We start from the raw sequence: 16,746 nt of genomic DNA, 5'->3' as shown, positions 1-16,746 counted from the left end.
GCACCCCGGAGGGTTCCTGCTTTGGGGTGCCTGCCTGCGGGTGCCTGTTGCGGGGTATGCTCGGGCCTGATATGCGTTTGGATTGTTGTGTTTGCTGTGCCGCGCCTGCGGCTGCGCGCTGGGCTCGGGTGCTGGCGGCTTCGGCGCTGGCCTTCGGCTTTGCCCTGTCTGCGTCTGGTTGCGCCACTTCGGGGGCAGCGAGCGCGGCACCCAGCGCCTTGCCCACGGCGCAAGGGCTGCCGCAAACCTTGGCATCCGACTGGCGCAGCCCCTGGCCGGGCCTTGCAGCCAGCGCTGCCCCTTCGGTCACTGCCCCTCCTACCCCACCAGCCTCATCCGCGCCCGCCGCTGCTGCCGCGCAGGCACCGCAGCCGGCCCCAAGCGCCGTTGCGCTGGCGCACTGGTGGCGCAGCTTCGACGACGCGCACCTGAGCCGCCTGATCGAACAAGCCCTACAGGCCCATACCAGCGTGCGCGCTGCGCAGGCGGCGCTGCAGCAGGCGCGTGCGCTGGCAGATGTGAGCAGCGCCGCGCTCGGGCCGCAGGTGCAGGGCACCGCCAGTGTCCAGCGCGCCCAGGCCGGCTCTGCAGCGGCGGCCACGGCTTGGCGCGCCGGGCTTGACGCGAGCTGGGAGCTGGACTGGTTTGGCCAACGCCAGCAGGCCCAGGCCGCCAGTTTGGCCGAGGTGCAGGCGGCGCAGGCGCAACTGGGGCAAGTGCAGGTGAGTTTGGCGGCCGAAGTCGCCTTGCACTACCTGGAATGGCGCTTGCAGCAGCAGCGTGGCGCGGTGGCGCAGCGGCGCCTGGCGCTGCAGGAGGAGTTTGTTGAGATCGTCGGCTGGCGCTTGCAGGCCGGGCTGATGTCCACCCAGGACCTGGAGCAGGCGCGTCTGAACCTGGCGCAACTGCGCGCGGGTATGCCCGAAATCCGCGCCGCTCAGGCGCAGGCCGAAGCCGCCCTGGCGGTTCTGACCGGGCGCCAGCCCCAAGCCGGGCTCGATCTGCCACCCGCGGCGCTGGCCGCTGCCCCCATTCCCGCGCCCACGCTCGAGCTGGCGCGCGCCATTCCGGCCCAGACCTTGCAACAGCGCGCCGACGTGCAGCGCGCGCAGGCGCGGCTGCAAGCGGCGGCGGCGCGCGTCGGTCAAGCGCAAGCCGCGCGTCTGCCCGGGTTGGCCTTGGGCGGCTCGCTCGACTGGCGCAACCCGCGCCTGAGCGACCTGTTCGACCCCGCTGCCCTGACGCGCGCCCTGCTGCTGCGCCTGAGCGCCAACCTGTTCGACGGCGGTGCCGCGCGTGCGCAGGTGCAGGCGCAGCAGGCGGTGCTGGAGCAGTCGCGCGTCGAGCTCGAAGCCGCGGTGCTCACCGCCTTGCGCGAAGTCGAACACGCCTTGCTTGGGGTGCAGGCCAGCGCCGAACGCCTGCAGCACCTGAGCGCAGCGCGCGAAGCCGCTGCCGCAACCGAAGCGCTGGCCCTGCTGCGCCTGACCAGCGGCCTGATCGACTACCGGCTCTGGCTCGACACGCGCCACAACCTGCTCAACGCCGAAACCGAACTCGCCGCTGCCCGCAGCGCCTGGAGCGCCGACCATGTGCGCCTGTTCAAAGCCTTGGGCGGCGGCTGGACGCCCGGCGCTGCTGCCCTGTCAGCCCAGGACCTGAATACCAGCGCCGACCGTGCCCCAGCCGCCCGCGACACCAGCAGCGCCCCCACCCCGTCCCCCTCGCGCCATGACCCCGCCTGAAGCCACCCCCCCCACAGCCGTTGCCCAGAGCACGCCCCCGCCACCGACTGAGGCCACACAGTTGCTCGGCTTGCCCGAGCCGCGGCCCTGGTGGCGTTCGCGCTGGCTCTGGCTGCTGGCGCTGGCCCTGCCCGTGCTGGCGCTGGCCTGGTGGCAGTGGAGCGCCGCGCAACAACGCCAGGCGGCGCCGGTGTTCGTCACCGAGCCGCTGGCGCGCGGCAACATCACCCTGACGGTGACCGCCAACGGCACCTTGCAGCCGCTGCGCTCGGTCAACATCGGCAGCGAACTGTCGGGCACGGTGCGCGCCGTGCATGTGGACATCAACGACAGCGTGCGCCGTGGCCAGGTGCTGGTCGAACTCGATACCGAGCGCCTGCAAGACCAGGTGCGTCATGGCCGTGCCGCCGTGCAGGCGGCCCAGGCCCAGGTGGCGCAGGCCCAGGCCAGCGTGCTTGAGACCGAAGCCAGCCTGCGCGAAGCGCAGGCGCAATTGGCGCGGCTGGAGGAAGTGCAGCGCCTCTCGGGCGGCAAGGTGCCGTCGGCGGCCGAGCTTGATGCCGCGCGTGCCAGCAGCCAGCGCCAGCAAGCGCAGCTCGAACGCATGCGCGCCAACGTCGCCAGCGCCGAAGCGGCGGTGGAGCAGGCGCGGGCCAATCTGTCCAGCCACGAAACCAACCTGTCCAAGGCCTCGATCCCCGCCCCGATCGACGGCGTGGTGCTGGCGCGCTCGGTGGACCCGGGCAACGCCGTGGCGGCGTCGTTGCAGGCGGTGACGCTGCTGCAGATTGCGCAGGATTTGCGCCAGCTCGAACTGCAGGTGAGCGTGGACGAAGCCGACATCGGCGTCGTGCGCGCCGGCCAGAACGCCAGTTTTACCGTCAGCAGCCAACCCGGGCGGCGTTTTGCCGGGCAGGTCAGCCGCGTCGCCTTTGGTGCCAGCCGCGCCGACAACGTCGTCACCTACGCCACCACGCTGCGCGTCGACAACAGCGACCTGAGCCTGCGCCCAGGCATGACGGCCACGGCCAGCATCGTCGCCGTCGAGCGCGAGAACGTGTTGCGCGTGCCCAACGCCGCCTTGCGCTTTTTGCCCGCAGCGGCGGGCGCGCCACAACCAGCGGGCGGCGGTGTGCTCGCCAACTTTCTGCCGCGCTTGCCCGCGCAGCCGCCGCGCGTGGCGCGCGTGGACCCGCGGCCGGGCCAACGCCAGCTTTGGGTGCTGCAAGACGGCCAGCCGGTGGCCCTGCAGGTCAGCACCGGTGTCAGCGACGGGCGCTTCACCGAAGTCTCGGGCGAAGGCGTGGTCGAGGGTCTGGCCGTGATCGTCGAGCAGCAACGGGCAGGGGCGCGGCCTTGACACCCCAGTCCACCGCAACGGCTGCGCCGACGCTGATCCAACTGCGCGGCGTGACCAAGGTCTACGGCCAGGGCCAGACCGCGTTTGCCGCGCTCAAGGGCGTGGACCTCGATGTCGAAGCGGGCCAGTTCGTGGCCATCATGGGCCCCAGCGGCAGCGGCAAATCCACCGCCATGAACCTGCTCGGCTGCCTGGACCGCCCGAGCAGCGGCGAATACTGGTTTCGCGGCGTGGCGCTCTCCAGCCTGTCGCGCGACGCCCTGGCGCTGCTGCGGCGCCAGTATTTCGGTTTTGTGTTCCAGGGCTTTTACCTGCTGGCGCGCACCAGCGCGATCGAAAACGTCGAACTGCCGCTGATCTACCGCGGCCTGCCGCCGCGCCAGCGCCACGCCGCCGCGCGCGCCGCGCTTGATGCCGTGGGCCTGAGCCGCTGGGAGCGCCACACCCCGGCGGAACTCTCGGGCGGGCAGCAGCAGCGCGTGGCCATCGCGCGCGCCATCGTCACCGACCCGCAGGTGCTGCTGGCCGACGAGCCCACCGGCAACCTCGACAGCCAGCGCGGACACGAGATCATGGAGCTGATCCAGAACCTGAACCGCAGCCGTGGCATCACGGTGCTGATGGTCACGCACGAAGCCGACATCGCCGCTTACGCCGGCCGCTGCGTGCGCTTCGTCGACGGCCGCCTGGCCAGCGACACGCTGCAGCCGCCGCATCTTTCGGCAGCGGCCCCTGTTCCCGCCGATGAAGCGGCTGCAAACCTAGCCGCTGCTGGAGCCTGACACCATGTGGCTCAACGCCTTCCTGCTTGCCTTGCGCTCGATCCGGCGCAACCTGCTGCGCTCCTTCCTGACCATGCTCGGCATCGTCATCGGCGTGGCCGCCGTGATCACCATGGTCACTGTGGGTAACGGTGCCACGCTTGCAATCCAGACCCAAATCCAGGGCTTGGGCACCAACCTGCTGCAAGTGCGCCCGGGTCAGCGCATGGGGCCGGGCGGCGCTGGCCCAGGGGCCGCGCCCGCGTTCAGCGCCGCCGACGCGCAGGCGATTTTCGAGCAAGTGCCGGGCGTGCTCGCTACCGCCCCGGAAGCGCGCACCGGGGCCACCGTGGTCGCGGCCGGGCGCAACTGGGGCACGACGGTGATCGGCAGCAGCAACGACTGGCTCGTCACCGGCAACTGGCGCCTCAGCGCCGGCCGCCCTTTTAGCGCCGACGAGCAGCGCGCGGGCAGCGCCGTGTGTCTGATTGGGGCCACGGTGCAACGCGAACTGTTCGGCCCGGCCCCGGCGCTGGGGGCGCTGCTGCGCGTGCGCCAAATGCCGTGCGAAGTGGTGGGCGTGCTCGCGCCCAAAGGGCAGGGCGCTTTCGGGCAAGATCAGGACGACCTGGTCTACATGCCGCTCAACACCTTCCAGCGCCGCATCGTCGGGCACACCCGCATCGGCATCTTGCAAGTCTCCATGCTCGACGGCGTCGAAGCCGCCGTGGTGCGCGCCGGCATCGTGCAACTGATGCGCGAGCGCCGCCACCTGAGCCCCGGCGACGAAGACAACTTCAACGTGCTCGACACGCGCCAACTGGCCGAAACGCTCTCGGGCACAACGCGCATCATGACCCTGCTGCTCGGCGCGGTGGCGGCGGTGAGCCTGGTGGTGGGCGGCATCGGCATCATGAACATCATGCTCGTGAGCGTGACCGAACGCACGCGCGAAATCGGCTTGCGCCTGGCCATAGGCGCGCGCGAACGCGAAGTCTTGCTGCAATTCCTGATCGAAGCCGTGGTGCTGGCCGCCATCGGCGGGCTCATCGGCATGACGCTTGCGCTGGCCGCCAGCATGGGCCTGGCGGCGCTGATGAGTGTGCCCTTCGTCTTCGACCCCGGCATCAACGCGCTCGCCTTCGCTTTCTCGGCCGCCATCGGCGTGCTGTTTGGCTTCTTCCCCGCCCGCCGCGCCGCCCGCCTGGACCCCATCGAAGCCCTGCGCCACGAGTGAGGGCGGGCGTGGCCGAGCGCGCCCCCTTGCCTGGAGCGGCGGCGCAACTGCGCAGCATGCGGGGGCTGTGGTATAAGCGATCCAGAGCGGTAAAGACAGGTAAGCTCCGATGAACATCAAACGCAACTGATGGAGTCGTGGAATGACTATTTTGGTTGTTGAGATTGATGTCCCATGTGCAGAAGGCGTGGTGGTGACTGGGGATACATTGTCCGTAAACCTGAATGATGGGCGAACCATATCTGTTCCTCTGGCATGGTTCCCAAGGCTTGTGCATTCAACGCCTGATGAGCGCAACAACTGGAGCCTGATTGGCAGGGGTTATGGCATTCATTGGGAGGATATTGATGAAGATATCAGTGTTGCCAGCTTGTTGGCAGGCAAGCCCTCTGGTGAGAGTCAAGCATCTTTCAAAAATTGGTTGAGCCAGCGCGCGTCGCGCCACACAAGCTGCTGAATTGGTGCGGCGTTTCTTGAGATTTTTTGATTTGGAGAAGACTTGTGCAAAGGCAACTGACAGCAATTATTGAACGCGAAGGCTGCGGCTATGTTTCACTCTGCCCTGAATTGGACATAGCCAGTCAGGGGGATACGGTGCAAGAAGCACGTGACAATCTGCGTGAGGCGCTTGAACTGTTTTTTGAGTCTGCATCACCTGCTGAAATCCAGCAGAGACTGCATGAAGAGGTTTACATCACGCGGTTGGAGATAGCAGTTGGGTAAGCTGCGCGTTTTGTCTGGTGCTCAGGTCTGCGCTATCCTGATATTTCATGGCTTTGCGGAAGTGCGTCAGCGGGGCAGCCACGTGGTCATGCAAAAACGGCTTTCGGATTCAACCATTACCGTTCCGGTACCGAACCACTCAGAACTCCGCATCGGTACACTGCAGTCCATCATTCGTCAGTCTGGTGTTGCCAGATCTGAGTTCGAGGTTTGATGCGCTGCACCAAGCCATCAAGCGGCCACCGCGTGGCCATCACCGCCCCGCACCCAAACCCAGCGCCGCCTGCCCCGCAAACGGCCCACCGCGCAGCTTCATGCCGGGGCCGATGCCGCGTTGTGCGAACCAGCCTTGGTGCAGTTCGAGCACGAAACGCACCGGCTCGCTCGAGCAGTGCGAGCGCGTGGACAGGGGCTCCATGTCGGCCAGGTTGACGATGCGGCCGTCGTCGGCGACGAAGGCGGCGGTGAGCGGCAGGAAGGTGTTTTGCATCCAGAAGCATTGGATGCCCGCGCGCTCGAACACGAACAGCATGCCGTCGTCGCTGGCCATGGCGCGCCGCCACATGAGCCCGGTCTGGCGCTGCGCGTGCGTGCTCGCCACCTGCACCGACACCTGGTGCGGCCCGACGTGCAGGTGCACGCGCGGCAAGTCGAGCTGCGGCTGGCCGGCGTGTGCCGTTGCGCTCAGGGTGCCAGCCAGCGCGAGCGCCAGCCCCAGCCCCGAACCCAGCCAGCGCTTGCGCGCCCGCGCCCAAGCGTGTGCCAGAGTGAGCGCCAAGGCATAAGCCCAGGCCAGCGCATGAGCCAAGGCCGGGCGCCGCAGCGCAGAATCAGGGTTTGTGCGGATATTCATGGCCTTGTCAGGTCGGTGCAGGGTTCATTGCTACAATTTTGCCAACTATTTCGATAGAGGGTACGCACACGGGGCCCAGCAACCCGGTCGCCGCCTGTTTTTTTCCCATCCCGGAGTCATCGCTTCATGTATCAGCACATTCAGGTGCCCGCCCAGGGTCAACCCATCACCGTCAACGCCGACTACTCGCTCAACGTCCCCGACCAGGTCATCATCCCCTACATCGAAGGCGACGGCACCGGCTACGACATCACGCCGGTGATGCTCAAGGTGGTGGACGCCGCCGTGGCCAAGGCCTACGCGGGCAAGCGCAAAATTCACTGGATGGAAGTCTATGCCGGCGAAAAATCGACCCAGGTCTATGGCCCCGACGTCTGGCTGCCCGAAGAAACCCTGACCGTGCTGCGCGACTACGTGGTCTCGATCAAGGGCCCGCTGACCACGCCCGTGGGCGGCGGCATCCGCAGCCTGAACGTGGCCTTGCGCCAGGAGCTCGACCTCTACGTCTGCCTGCGCCCGGTGCAGTACTTCAAGGGCGTGCCCTCGCCGGTCAAGGAGCCCGAAAAAATCGACATGGTGATTTTCCGCGAGAACTCGGAAGACATCTACGCCGGCATCGAGTACGAAGCGCGTTCGGCCAAGGCGCAAAAACTGATCAAGTTCTTGCAAGATGAGCTGGGCGTGACCAAGATCCGCTTCCCCGAGAGCTCCGGCATCGGCATCAAGCCGGTGAGCCAGGAAGGCACCGAGCGCCTGATGCGCAAGGCGATCCAGTACGCGATCGACAACGACAAGCCCAGCGTGACCATCGTGCACAAGGGCAACATCATGAAGTACACCGAAGGCGGTTTCCGCGATTGGGCCTACGGCCTGGCGCAGCGCGAGTTCGGGGCCCAGCTCGTCGACGGCGGGCCGTGGTGCAAGTTCAAAAACCCTAAAACCGGGCGCGAGATTGTCATCAAGGACAGCATTGCCGACGCCTTCTTGCAGCAGATTTTGCTGCGCCCGGCCGAGTACTCGGTCATCGCCACGCTCAACCTCAACGGCGACTACATTTCCGACGCGCTCGCGGCGCAGGTGGGCGGCATCGGCATTGCGCCCGGTGCGAACCTGAGCGACTCGGTGGCCTGCTTCGAGGCCACGCACGGCACCGCGCCCAAGTACGCGGGCAAGGACTACGTCAACCCCGGCAGCGAGATTCTGAGCGCCGAGATGATGCTGCGCCACATGGGCTGGAAGGAAGCCGCCGACCTGATTATCAGCGCGATGGAAAAAGCCATCCAGTCCAAGCGCGTGACCTACGACTTCGCGCGCCTGATGCAAGGCGCCGAGCAGGTGAGCTGCTCGGGCTTTGGCGAGGTGATGATCGAGCAGATGGCCTGAGTTCGGGCGGTTCAACTTCGCGGCCCGGTAGCTTTTTCAGCCTTTGGGCCCGTGTCTGCCATCGCACCCCTGAGCCCTACCGCCGCGCTGGCGTTGGCCGCCTACGGCGGTGCCGATCTCTGGCTCAAGAGCCGTCGCTTGCGCGCCGTGGTCAGCGCCAGCGGATGGGCTTTTACGCTCAAGCGTCGGCCCGCCTTCGAGCGCGCCGAGTTTGAGTGCGACATCGCGCGCGCACACTGCCGCCTGACGCCGATCGGCCGCCAGGCGCAGGTGAGCGGTGTATTGCGCGACCAGGACGTGGAGTTGCAAGATGCCAGCGGCCAGGCGCTGGCGCAGCGCCGCGACGCACGCAGGTTTTTCCCCTTCGGGCGGCGCACCATCTGGTGGGATGATCTGGACATGAGCTGGTTTGCCTGTTATGCGTTCTGGAACTACCTGACGCTGCCGCGCCTGCTGCTGAATCCTGAGGTGGGTTGGAGTGAAACCGCGCCGGGCCAGTTGCGGGCTGAGTTTCCTGCCCACATTCCCACGCATTCCCGGCATCAGCGTTTTGACTTCGACCCGGCCAGCGGTCTGCTGCGCCGCCACGACTACTGCGCCGACGTCGTGGCCCCGATCGCGCACGCCGCCAACGTGGTGTTGCGCCACGAGTGCCAAAACGGGCTGACGTTTGCCGCGCACCGGCGCGTGACGCCGATCAGCCCGTGGCGGCGTGCCTTGCCCGCTCCGGTGCTGGTGGACATTCAGGTGCATGAGTTGGTTTTGGAAGGCTAGCGCCTGATTTCGACTGCCCGCTCAGCCAGCAAACTCGTGCGGCGGCGCCACGCTGACGGCGACTTCGAGCGTGTGTGCGCCGCCGCCTTGAATCACGCCGCGCAGCGGTGAGACGTCACCGAAGTCGCGTCCGCGCGCCAGGCTGACGTAGTCGGCGCCAGCGCCGTTGAGCCCGCAGCGCCGGTTGGTGGGGTCGAAGTCGGCCCAGGCGTCGCCGTGCGGCACCGAGACCCAGGCGTGGGAGGCGTCGGCCCCCAGCAGGCGCGCTTGCCCCTCCGGTGCGCGCGTGAGCAGGTAGCCGCTGACGTAGCGCGCCGGCAAGCCCAGGCTGCGCAAGCAGGCGATCATGATGTGGGCAAAGTCCTGACATACGCCGCGGCGTTGCTGAAATGCCTCCAGCACCGGGGTGTTGACGGCGGTGCTCAGGCTGCGGTATTCGAACTCTTCGTGGATGCCTTCCATGAGCGCGTTGCAGGCTTGCAGCCAGGGCCGACCCGGGCTGAAAAAACGCCGCGCGTAAGTGGCAAAGGCGGCGTGGCGCGGAACAAAGGGGGAAGCATGGACGAACTCGGCCGCCGCCACGTAGGGTGCTTGGGCGCGGTACTGCAGTTGCGCACGCAGCGCCTCCCAGGCCGGGCTGTCGGGCAGCGCGTCTGCAGCGTGGGTTTGCACCAGGCTGTGGGCGCGCACCAGCAGGCCCTGGTGTGGGCCCAGCAAGGAAAAAAAGCTGCGCCAGTTGCCAAAAGCGTCTTGGCTGGTCTGCAGTTGCGCCGGTTCGGGCTCGATTTCGAGCCGGTGTTCGAGCAGGGTTTGCCAGTCGAGCGTGAGCGGGCGCAGGTGCGCCAGGTGCTGCGCCAGCACCACCGGGGCTTCGTAGGCGTAGCGGGTCTGGTGCAGGATGCGCAGCAGCATGGTCACAAAACAAAGCTGCGGTTGACGCGCTCGGCGTGGCTGAAGTAGGCGTGCCCGAGCCGGTCCGACAGGGCGTAGGCGGCCTGGGCGCAGGTTTCGAGCTCGTCCAGCAACGCCGGCGGCGGGCGCTGCGGCGTGGCAGGGCCGTCGAGCGCCGCACTCAGGGCGATCAGGTCCCAGCGCTCCAGGTCGGGCAGTTCGTCGAGCAAGGCGGCGGCGCTGCCCGATTGTGCCGGCGGCAGCTTGAGCAGGCGCGCGCGCAGTGTAGACAAAACCCAGGCCAGCGAGCGCGGGTTGTCGCGCTGGGTCATGAGCATGTCGAGCAGCGCGACCAGGTCGCGCCGCTGTTGGTAGTGGGCGCGGAAAGTGATGGTGCTGTCAAAGAAGGCCAGCACGGCCTCGAAGCCGCCGCTTTCAAACACGGCACCGGTCTGCAGGCCGCTGGCCAAGGCGTGCGACAAGGTCGCCAGGCGTTCGATGTGGCGCCCAATGCTGAGCATGCGCCAGCCGTCGTCGCGCATCATGCGGTCGGTCTGCGCGCCCGTGATGGCCGACAGCAGTTCGCTGGCCCGGTCCAGCGCTTCCAGCGCGGCTTGCACGGCCAGGTCTTCTTCGGCTGCCAGTCCCTTGAGCTGGCGCGCAAACTCGGCTTCGGTGCGCTCGATCAGGTGCCGTTGCTCTTGCGACAAGCGCTCACGCACGTGCTGGGCCGCCTGGCGCAGCGCGCGCAGGTTGTGCCCCACGCTGTGGGCCTGGGCGTCGGCGCTCAGTGAGACTGCGAGCGCGCACACAAAGACGCGCGCCGACTGCTGCGCGTTGGGTACGTTGGGCAGCACCAGGCCATGCTCCTTGGCCATGCACGAGAGCCAGTGCAGCAACTGGGGCGTGCCGGCGTCCTCGCCTTGCAGGCAGCGCAAAGCCGTGCGCGCCAGGCGCACGCTGTTCTCGGAGCGCTCGGTGTAGCGCCCGAGCCAGAACAGGTTTTCGGCGGCGCGGCTGGTGATGACGCGCTTTTGCAGCGCCAGGCTCAAGGTGCTGGGGGCGGAGCTGAGCAGGCTGGTCTGATCGACTTCGCCCTGGGTCAGGACCCAGCAATCGGCGCTGCTGCCGCCGCGCTGCATGGAAGCGATCGACTGGCCACGCGCAGCCAGCCGCACCATGCCGCCCGGCAGGACGCGCCAGGACTGCGGCCCGTCGCTGAGCACGAACACGCGCAGCAAGGCCGAGCGGGCGGCAATTTCGGTGCCGCGCCAGGTCGGTTGTTGCGACAGCGGCAGGTAGGTTTGCAAGGTGTAGGCATCGGGCTGGGCGGCGATGAGCGCGCGCGCCTGCTCCAGCCCAGAGGCCGACAGGCAGGGCCCGATCAGGGATTCGTTGCCGCGTTCGGGCCAGGTGCGCTTGAGCACGCTGTGCCGGATCTGCCCCAGCGCGCCGGGAACGGCCGCGGCCTCGCCGCACCACCAGGTGGGCAAGGAGGGCAGCGCCAGCGCTTCGCCAAGCAGGTGCTGGCAGATGGCCGGCAAAAAACCCAGCAGGGCGCTCGATTCCAGCGGGGCCGCGCCCGGGGCGTTGGCCAGCAGCACCTGACCTGCGCGCACGGCCTGCATCAGGCCCGCCACGCCCAGGGTCGAGTCGCTGCGCAGTTCCAGCGGGTCCAGCCAGGGGTCGTCGAGGCGTTTGATGATCACGTCCACCGGCTCCAGGCCGTGCAGGGTCTTGAGGTAGACGCGCTGCTGGCGCACGGTGAGGTCGCTGCCTTCCACCAGCGTCAAGCCAAGGTAGCGCGCCAGGTAGGCGTGCTCAAAGTAACTCTCGTTGCAGGGGCCAGGCGTGAGCAGCGCCATGCGCGCTTCGGGCGCGCGCGCACCCATGCGCGTCAAACCTTGCATCAGCGCCTTGTAGCTCGCGGCCAGGCGTTGCACGCGCATGGCAGCAAATGCGGTGGGAAACTGGCGCGAGATGGCGATGCGGTTTTCCAGCAAATAGCCCAGTCCCGAAGGTGCCTGGGTGCGCTGCGAGACCACCCACCAGCGCCCGTCCGAGCCGCGCGCCAAGTCAAAAGCGACGATGTGCAGCCAGCGTTGGCCGAGCGGCTCGACACCCTGCATCGGGCGCAGAAAACCAGGGTGCCCATGCACCAGCGCGCTGGGCAGCAGAGCGCGCTTGAGCAGGGTTTGCGCGCCGTACAGGTCGGCCAGCAGACGTTCCAGCAGGCGAGTGCGCTGCAGCACGCCGCTTTCGATGCTGGCCCAGTCTTGCGGCGTGAGGATGAGTGGGAACAAGTCCAGCGCCCAGGGCCGCTGCAGGCTGTGTTCGTCGGCGTAAACGTTGAACGTAACGCCGTTGTCGCGCAGCAGGCGCTGCAGGCTGTGCTGGTGCCGGCCCAGATCGGCAAAGCCCTCGGGGCCAAGGTGGTCGAAAAACGCCTGCCAATGCCGCGCCAGCGGGGCGTTTGGCTGGCCGCGTTCGCGCAGCTCGTCGAAATGGCCCGGCGCGGCCGGGGTGGCGGAAAGGGCTGCCAGTTCGGCGGCGCTTGGCAGCGCGCGGGTGGCCAGGGAAGGCATGGCGTGGGTGGGGCTCACGCGGCGAGTGTACGCCGCAATCGGCACCGCAGCGGCTGGGGCGCAGGCATCAGGGGCGGCGCAAATCGAAGGTGTAGGGGAACTCCCGGTAGGGATGTTCGGATTGCATGCGACAGAGTTCATGCGACATAGAGTGGCGTGAAGTGGCGTGAAGTGGCGTTAAGTAGTTGAAATTGCGCGGAAAAACGGCGCGCGGGAGGGGTTGAGGGGTTTGCACGCATTGCGTGCGACAAGGGACGGCAAAAATGCGGGCCGAACGGGCCGAAATCAGGCGGATTTTTTGAGGTCGGCGCTCAATCTGGCTACGGCTCGCTTGAGCTCGGCCAGCTCTGACGCTTGGTGAGCGCGCGAAAAGAAGTCGTCGAGGAGGGCGGCGGACTCCTGGGCGGGCATGGCTTCGAGTAGGCCCACGATGGCCGCAAGACGGCGCGCGTAGGGGCCTTCCGGGGCGCTGGGGGCGGTGCCAGCGGCTGCGCTAACTGCCTGATTTGACACGTTTAAGCGGCTGCGCGGGCCTTGGCCGGTGGCGAGCCAGTCGAGGGAGACGCTGGCAGCGGTTGCGATCTTGACGAGGTTCGATGCCGAAGGTTCCGAGCCTTGCAGGTACTTGCGCAGCAGGCTTTCACCGATGCCGCACCGGCGCGCAAAGGCCGCCACGGGCTCATCGCCTATGGCTTGCTTGATGCGTTCGCGCAACGGTCTGGTTTCCATGTGCTGGTACTACGGCGGTTCCGATTCTGTCTGGCGAATCGGAACTGAATCGGAACGGAATCGGAACGGAATCGGAACTGGGCATCGTGCGCGAATCGGAACGGAATCGGAACTGGCCGATGCGCGCGAATCGGAACGCAGATCGCCTCACACTTGCGGCAAAGTCTCGCACCTGGGTGTTGACATCGCCGTAAAGTGCGTTATACTTGCTGCGTCACGTCAAGACAAGAGGATAGCACCATGAAGCCGATCGGAACGATGCAGCGGGTGCGCAGGGGTTTGATCCTGCGCGGCTGGAACAGTGTGGATGAGTGGGCGCGCGCGCACGGCTTTCTGGCTGGAACGGTGCGCCGCGTCGTGTACGACTGGGGAATGCGCGACCGCGAGCCGCTGGGCGGTATCGGTCGCCAGGTGATGGCGGCGCTGCGCGCCGAGCTAGACAAACCGCTGCCTTTGACGCTCGACGAGGCGGCTTGAGATGCGCGCCCCAGCGAGTGCGTGGCTGACGCCACAACAGATCGCGGAAATGCGGCTGCCTGACGCACCCGGCACCGACCGTGGCGTGCGCAAGTGGGCTGAAAAAAATTTGTTCACGATTCGCACCAGGGTGCGAGGCAAAGGCATCGAGATCGCGCTGGAGTCGCTGCCGCTGGCGGCGCAGCGGGACTATTACCTGCGCTTTGGCGCAGCCGGGGTGGGTGCATGGCCGACGGCGCGCGTGGCACCGGTGGCACAAACCGCCAGCGCGTCGGGTGCGCAGGCGTGGGGCGCAGGGGCTGGGCCGCATCGGTTCGGCGCTGCGGTGGGCGTGGCAGCAGGCGCCGCAGGCGGCGCGAATGGAGTTAAGCATGAGCGAGTACTGGGCCGTGGTAACGGCGGATATGGAGCTGGTGGCGACGGTGCGGCGCAGCCTGGGCGTGCCCAAGGCGCAGCGCGCCGAGCAGCGTTGGACATTGGTATGGCACCGCGCAGCAGCCAAGGCGCTGCTGGAGCGGGCGGAGCCGAGGGTGTATATGCCCACGCCGGCGCATCAGTTGCTGGCGCTGGAGGTGGCGCTGGATGCGCTGCGCCCGGAGCGCTACGCGACGCGCGCGGGGGCGATTGCGCGGGCGCGCAGTCTGGCGGGGGAGCAGGCGCAGGTGCTGCACTACACGGCCAGCGGGCAGCCGCTGCTGGTGGTGCGCCAGCAGCAGGGCGGCGCGGCGCTGACGAAGGCGGCGCGCTCGGCGCTGTCTGCGGCGGTGGCGGATATGGCGCGGGCGGCTTGAGGGGGGTGCGCGATGGGGCCTTTGATGCTGCTCAAGCGCTTGCTGTTAGCCGAGGAGGTGGTGATGGAGACTTTGACGCTGCGCCTGAATGGCGTGACGACGGTGGCGACGCTGACCCGGGTGCAGCACAAGAGCCGCGCGGCTTATTGGGTGCTGACCTGGCTGCCGGACGCGCCGCTGGCGCTGCGCACGCAGGGGGCGCGGGTGTTTGCCGCGACCGAGGCGGCGCTGGTGTGGCTGCAGGGGCAGGGGGAGAGCGGGGCTTCGCTGTGGCGCGACGGGGAGCTGGTGGTTCCGGCGCGCAGGGCGGAGGGCGCGGCTTGAGCGCCGGTCTGCTGGGTGCAGCAGGCGCGGCCAACGACGCGCTTGGGCTGGCAGCCCCGGCTGCGGCCCTGCCTGACGGCGGCGGCGGTGAACCTATCCCGGCGGGGCTGCCCTCGCCTGCCGCGCAGCTTGCGGCCCCGGCGGCCACCGGGGTGGGTGGGTTCACCGGCGCGGCTGTGGCGCTGGCGCATCTGCCAACGGCGGCCGACTGGGGCGCAGACTGCGTGCTGGTGGGCCAGTTGGTGGGTGCGCGCCAGCCGACGCAGGGTGACTTTGAGCGCTTGCAGCGCGCGCGCACGCTGTTGCTGGCGCTGCGCCCGCTGCTGGATTTGCCCGAGCGGCACAAGGGGCGGCGCGCGATGGCCGAGCAGATTGCCGCCGGGCTGGGCTTGAGCTGGCAGTCGGTGTACCGGCTGGCGGCGCTGGCGGCCGAGGGCGGCGTGCTGGCGCTGGCGCGGCTGGGGCAGCGCGCCGACAGCGGGCAGGCGCGCAAGGTGGTCAGCGGCCCCTGGCAGGCCTGGGCGCAGCGCGCAGTGGCGCAGTTCCGGGGCGCGCAAGATGTGCTCACACTGGCCGGGCTGATGCTGGCGGCGGTGCGCTCGGCCTGGGTGAGTGGTGCCACCAGCGAGCGGCAAGCCTGGCTCAAGGCCACGGCGTCACTGGGCAAAGAAATGAGTGAGGCCGGCGCACCGCAGGCGCTGGTGGCGGCGCTGCTGCAGGTGCCCTGCCCACGCAGCTTTGTGGCCGCCGAGGGGCAGTTGTACCGCGTGGCCGGGCGCAGCCTGCGCGATGCCAAGGGCTGCTACGACCAGCACATTGCCCCGGTGCAGCGCACGGCGGCGCAATACCAGCCGGGCGATCTGGTGTGCGGCGACATCTCACCCTTGGATATTCCGGTGGCGCGGCCCGATGGTTCCACGGCATATGCGCGCATGATTGCCTGGCACGACATTTCTACGAATTGGCTCTGGGTCGATTTGTTTTTGTGCGACAAAGGCCAGGGCGTGCGGCGCGAGCATGTGGCGGCGAGCTTTGCGCGTCTGTGCGAACGCGCGCCATTCGGTGCGCCCCGGCGTTTGTATCTGGACAATGGTTCGGAATACAAATGGGATGACCTTCTATTTGCCTGGGCGCAATTGGCGCAGTTGACCGGCAATCGATTTGCGGTTGAGGAAGCGGCGCTGTTGCCGAGTTCGGGCAAGCTGGTGCGCAGCATACCGTTTCACCCACGCGGCAAGCGCATCGAGGGCCAGTTCGGCAACCTGCGCCACTACCTGGGCTGGTGGTTTGGTTATGTGGGCGGCAACCGCATGGCCAAGCGGGTGGCGAACCTGGGCGCAGCGCCGGTGGTGAGCGACTTTGGCGCGGTGCGCGACTGGCTGGATGCGACGCTGGCCGACTACCACGTCACGCCGCAGCCGGGCGCAGAGCACATGCAGCGCCTGAGCCCGCAGCAGCGCATCGACGCCTTCCTGGCGCAGGGCTGGAAGCCGCTGCACATTGAGCGCGAGGCACTGATGCTGGCCTTTGCCGAGCGCGAGGTGCGCACGGTGGATAAAGGCACGATCAATTTCAAGGGCCGCACCTGGTTTGGCGACTTCCTGATGGGTGTGCAGGGCCGGGTGACGGTGTGCTACCCGCGCATCGCGGCGCCGGAGTTCGAGCTGCTGCTGGTGCTGAGCCAGCGCGGCGAGGTGCTGGGCGCGGCTGCGCCGCAGCACAGCTACGGGCTGGGCGAGCGGGCCGGGGCCGAGGAAGCCACGCGGCGGCGCAAGGCCTTCCGGCTGCTGGTGAGCGACCGCATCGAGCAGGCTGGCGGGCCGCTGGACGAGGCGGCGCTGGCGGGCTTTCGGGGGCAAATGCTCGGATTGGATGCGACGCTGGCGCGCGCCGAGGCTGCCGCCGAACAGGTGCAGCCCGAGGGTGAGCTGGCCGAGCTGGCGCAGGCGTACGCGGCCAAGCGGGCGCAGTTGAGCGAGAACACGCGCCGCCTGATGGCGCGCGCGCAAGCCGCGCGCGAGGCCGAAAGCCTGACGCGGCTGGCGTTTGACGACGAGGAAACGCGCCTGGCGCGTGCCCAGGGGTTCTGATTTTGGTGGCCGCTGCCGGGCTG

The 16,746-nt window shown here is 68.1% G+C and carries 17 protein-coding genes; 13 read left to right on the top strand and 4 right to left on the bottom strand.

The window, feature by feature from the left end; genetic code table 11:
* Positions 1-71 precede the first annotated feature (71 nt).
* The 7 genes from AAAZ40_RS09155 to AAAZ40_RS09125 all read left to right on the top strand — a co-directional run bounded on the left by AAAZ40_RS09155 (position 72) and on the right by AAAZ40_RS09125 (position 6,040).
* Positions 72-1,745 (top strand): efflux transporter outer membrane subunit, encoded by a 1,674-nt coding sequence (locus AAAZ40_RS09155; protein ID WP_476660086.1) that lies wholly within the window; start codon positions 72-74, stop codon positions 1,743-1,745.
* On the top strand, positions 1,732-3,105 hold the full coding sequence (locus AAAZ40_RS09150) for an efflux RND transporter periplasmic adaptor subunit (protein WP_476660085.1): 1,374 nt from the start codon (positions 1,732-1,734) through the stop codon (positions 3,103-3,105). The genes AAAZ40_RS09155 and AAAZ40_RS09150 overlap by 14 nt, the downstream gene beginning before the upstream one ends.
* On the top strand, positions 3,102-3,887 hold the full coding sequence (locus tag AAAZ40_RS09145; RefSeq protein ID WP_476660084.1) for an ABC transporter ATP-binding protein: 786 nt from the start codon (positions 3,102-3,104) through the stop codon (positions 3,885-3,887). Before AAAZ40_RS09150 ends, AAAZ40_RS09145 begins: the two co-directional genes overlap by 4 nt.
* A 4-nt stretch (positions 3,888-3,891) precedes the next feature.
* Positions 3,892-5,103: an ABC transporter permease gene (locus AAAZ40_RS09140; RefSeq protein WP_476660083.1), complete on the top strand. Its 1,212-nt coding sequence runs from the start codon at positions 3,892-3,894 to the stop codon at positions 5,101-5,103.
* A 142-nt stretch (positions 5,104-5,245) separates the two neighbouring features.
* Positions 5,246-5,560 (top strand): DUF2442 domain-containing protein, encoded by a 315-nt coding sequence (locus tag AAAZ40_RS09135; protein ID WP_476660082.1) that lies wholly within the window; start codon positions 5,246-5,248, stop codon positions 5,558-5,560.
* A gap of 44 nt (positions 5,561-5,604) precedes the next feature.
* Positions 5,605-5,826, top strand: a complete 222-nt coding sequence (locus AAAZ40_RS09130) for a type II toxin-antitoxin system HicB family antitoxin (RefSeq protein WP_476660081.1) — start codon at positions 5,605-5,607, stop codon at positions 5,824-5,826.
* Positions 5,819-6,040, top strand: a complete 222-nt coding sequence (locus tag AAAZ40_RS09125) for a type II toxin-antitoxin system HicA family toxin (RefSeq protein ID WP_476660080.1) — start codon at positions 5,819-5,821, stop codon at positions 6,038-6,040. The genes AAAZ40_RS09130 and AAAZ40_RS09125 overlap by 8 nt, the downstream gene beginning before the upstream one ends.
* Before the next feature lie 39 nt (positions 6,041-6,079).
* Here AAAZ40_RS09125 and AAAZ40_RS09120 read toward each other — a convergent pair whose 3' ends face one another.
* Entirely contained in the window at positions 6,080-6,679 is a 600-nt protein-coding gene (locus AAAZ40_RS09120) for a DUF192 domain-containing protein (protein ID WP_476660079.1), read from the bottom strand.
* Positions 6,680-6,805: 126 nt separating this feature from the next.
* Here AAAZ40_RS09120 and icd point away from each other — a divergent pair, with 126 nt between their 5' ends.
* Together icd and AAAZ40_RS09110 are read left to right on the top strand one after the other, a co-directional pair.
* The gene (icd, locus tag AAAZ40_RS09115) at positions 6,806-8,062 is read left to right on the top strand and encodes an NADP-dependent isocitrate dehydrogenase (RefSeq protein WP_476660078.1); all 1,257 of its coding nucleotides are present in this window, start codon (positions 6,806-6,808) and stop codon (positions 8,060-8,062) included.
* 51 nt (positions 8,063-8,113) lie between these two features.
* Positions 8,114-8,836, top strand: coding sequence for a hypothetical protein (locus AAAZ40_RS09110; RefSeq protein ID WP_476660077.1), 723 nt, complete (start codon positions 8,114-8,116; stop codon positions 8,834-8,836).
* Positions 8,837-8,857: 21 nt separating this feature from the next.
* Here the strand turns inward: AAAZ40_RS09110 and AAAZ40_RS09105 are convergent, their stop codons facing one another.
* The 3 genes from AAAZ40_RS09105 to AAAZ40_RS09095 form a co-directional block, all read right to left on the bottom strand.
* Positions 8,858-9,748 (bottom strand): transglutaminase family protein, encoded by an 891-nt coding sequence (locus AAAZ40_RS09105; RefSeq protein WP_476660076.1) that lies wholly within the window; start codon positions 9,746-9,748, stop codon positions 8,858-8,860.
* Between the two features lie 2 nt (positions 9,749-9,750).
* Complete coding sequence (locus tag AAAZ40_RS09100) at positions 9,751-12,312, bottom strand: circularly permuted type 2 ATP-grasp protein (RefSeq protein ID WP_476660075.1); 2,562 nt, start codon at positions 12,310-12,312, stop codon at positions 9,751-9,753.
* 285 nt (positions 12,313-12,597) lie between these two features.
* Positions 12,598-13,041 (bottom strand): helix-turn-helix domain-containing protein, encoded by a 444-nt coding sequence (locus tag AAAZ40_RS09095; RefSeq protein ID WP_476660074.1) that lies wholly within the window; start codon positions 13,039-13,041, stop codon positions 12,598-12,600.
* Positions 13,042-13,281: 240 nt separating this feature from the next.
* Here AAAZ40_RS09095 and AAAZ40_RS09090 point away from each other — a divergent pair, with 240 nt between their 5' ends.
* From AAAZ40_RS09090 to AAAZ40_RS09075, 4 genes are all read left to right on the top strand, one after another.
* A complete protein-coding gene (locus tag AAAZ40_RS09090; RefSeq protein WP_476660073.1) occupies positions 13,282-13,518 on the top strand; it encodes a hypothetical protein in 237 nt (78 codons plus the stop codon).
* Positions 13,519-13,889: 371 nt separating this feature from the next.
* Positions 13,890-14,309, top strand: a complete 420-nt coding sequence (locus tag AAAZ40_RS09085; RefSeq protein WP_476660072.1) for a hypothetical protein — start codon at positions 13,890-13,892, stop codon at positions 14,307-14,309.
* Positions 14,310-14,333: 24 nt separating this feature from the next.
* The gene (locus AAAZ40_RS09080; protein ID WP_476660071.1) at positions 14,334-14,633 is read left to right on the top strand and encodes a hypothetical protein; all 300 of its coding nucleotides are present in this window, start codon (positions 14,334-14,336) and stop codon (positions 14,631-14,633) included.
* Positions 14,630-16,723, top strand: coding sequence for a hypothetical protein (locus tag AAAZ40_RS09075; protein WP_476660070.1), 2,094 nt, complete (start codon positions 14,630-14,632; stop codon positions 16,721-16,723). The genes AAAZ40_RS09080 and AAAZ40_RS09075 overlap by 4 nt, the downstream gene beginning before the upstream one ends.
* Positions 16,724-16,746: the final 23 nt, after the last annotated feature.

The organism is Serpentinimonas sp. SMBJO2 (assembly GCF_056341105.1).
This window is presented reverse-complemented; position numbering and strand designations above follow the sequence as displayed.

Coding starts and splice junctions, on each gene's coding strand:
- AAAZ40_RS09080 (WP_476660071.1), top strand. CDS start 14,334: ATGCTGCTCAAGCGCTTGCTGTTAGCCGAGGAGGTGGTGATGGAGACT.
- AAAZ40_RS09085 (WP_476660072.1), top strand. CDS start 13,890: ATGAGCGAGTACTGGGCCGTGGTAACGGCGGATATGGAGCTGGTGGCG.
- AAAZ40_RS09150 (WP_476660085.1), top strand. CDS start 1,732: ATGACCCCGCCTGAAGCCACCCCCCCCACAGCCGTTGCCCAGAGCACG.
- AAAZ40_RS09095 (WP_476660074.1), bottom strand. CDS start 13,041: ATGGAAACCAGACCGTTGCGCGAACGCATCAAGCAAGCCATAGGCGAT.
- AAAZ40_RS09105 (WP_476660076.1), bottom strand. CDS start 9,748: ATGCTGCTGCGCATCCTGCACCAGACCCGCTACGCCTACGAAGCCCCG.
- icd (WP_476660078.1), top strand. CDS start 6,806: ATGTATCAGCACATTCAGGTGCCCGCCCAGGGTCAACCCATCACCGTC.
- AAAZ40_RS09100 (WP_476660075.1), bottom strand. CDS start 12,312: ATGCCTTCCCTGGCCACCCGCGCGCTGCCAAGCGCCGCCGAACTGGCA.
- AAAZ40_RS09140 (WP_476660083.1), top strand. CDS start 3,892: ATGTGGCTCAACGCCTTCCTGCTTGCCTTGCGCTCGATCCGGCGCAAC.
- AAAZ40_RS09135 (WP_476660082.1), top strand. CDS start 5,246: ATGACTATTTTGGTTGTTGAGATTGATGTCCCATGTGCAGAAGGCGTG.
- AAAZ40_RS09120 (WP_476660079.1), bottom strand. CDS start 6,679: ATGAATATCCGCACAAACCCTGATTCTGCGCTGCGGCGCCCGGCCTTG.
- AAAZ40_RS09090 (WP_476660073.1), top strand. CDS start 13,282: ATGAAGCCGATCGGAACGATGCAGCGGGTGCGCAGGGGTTTGATCCTG.
- AAAZ40_RS09155 (WP_476660086.1), top strand. CDS start 72: ATGCGTTTGGATTGTTGTGTTTGCTGTGCCGCGCCTGCGGCTGCGCGC.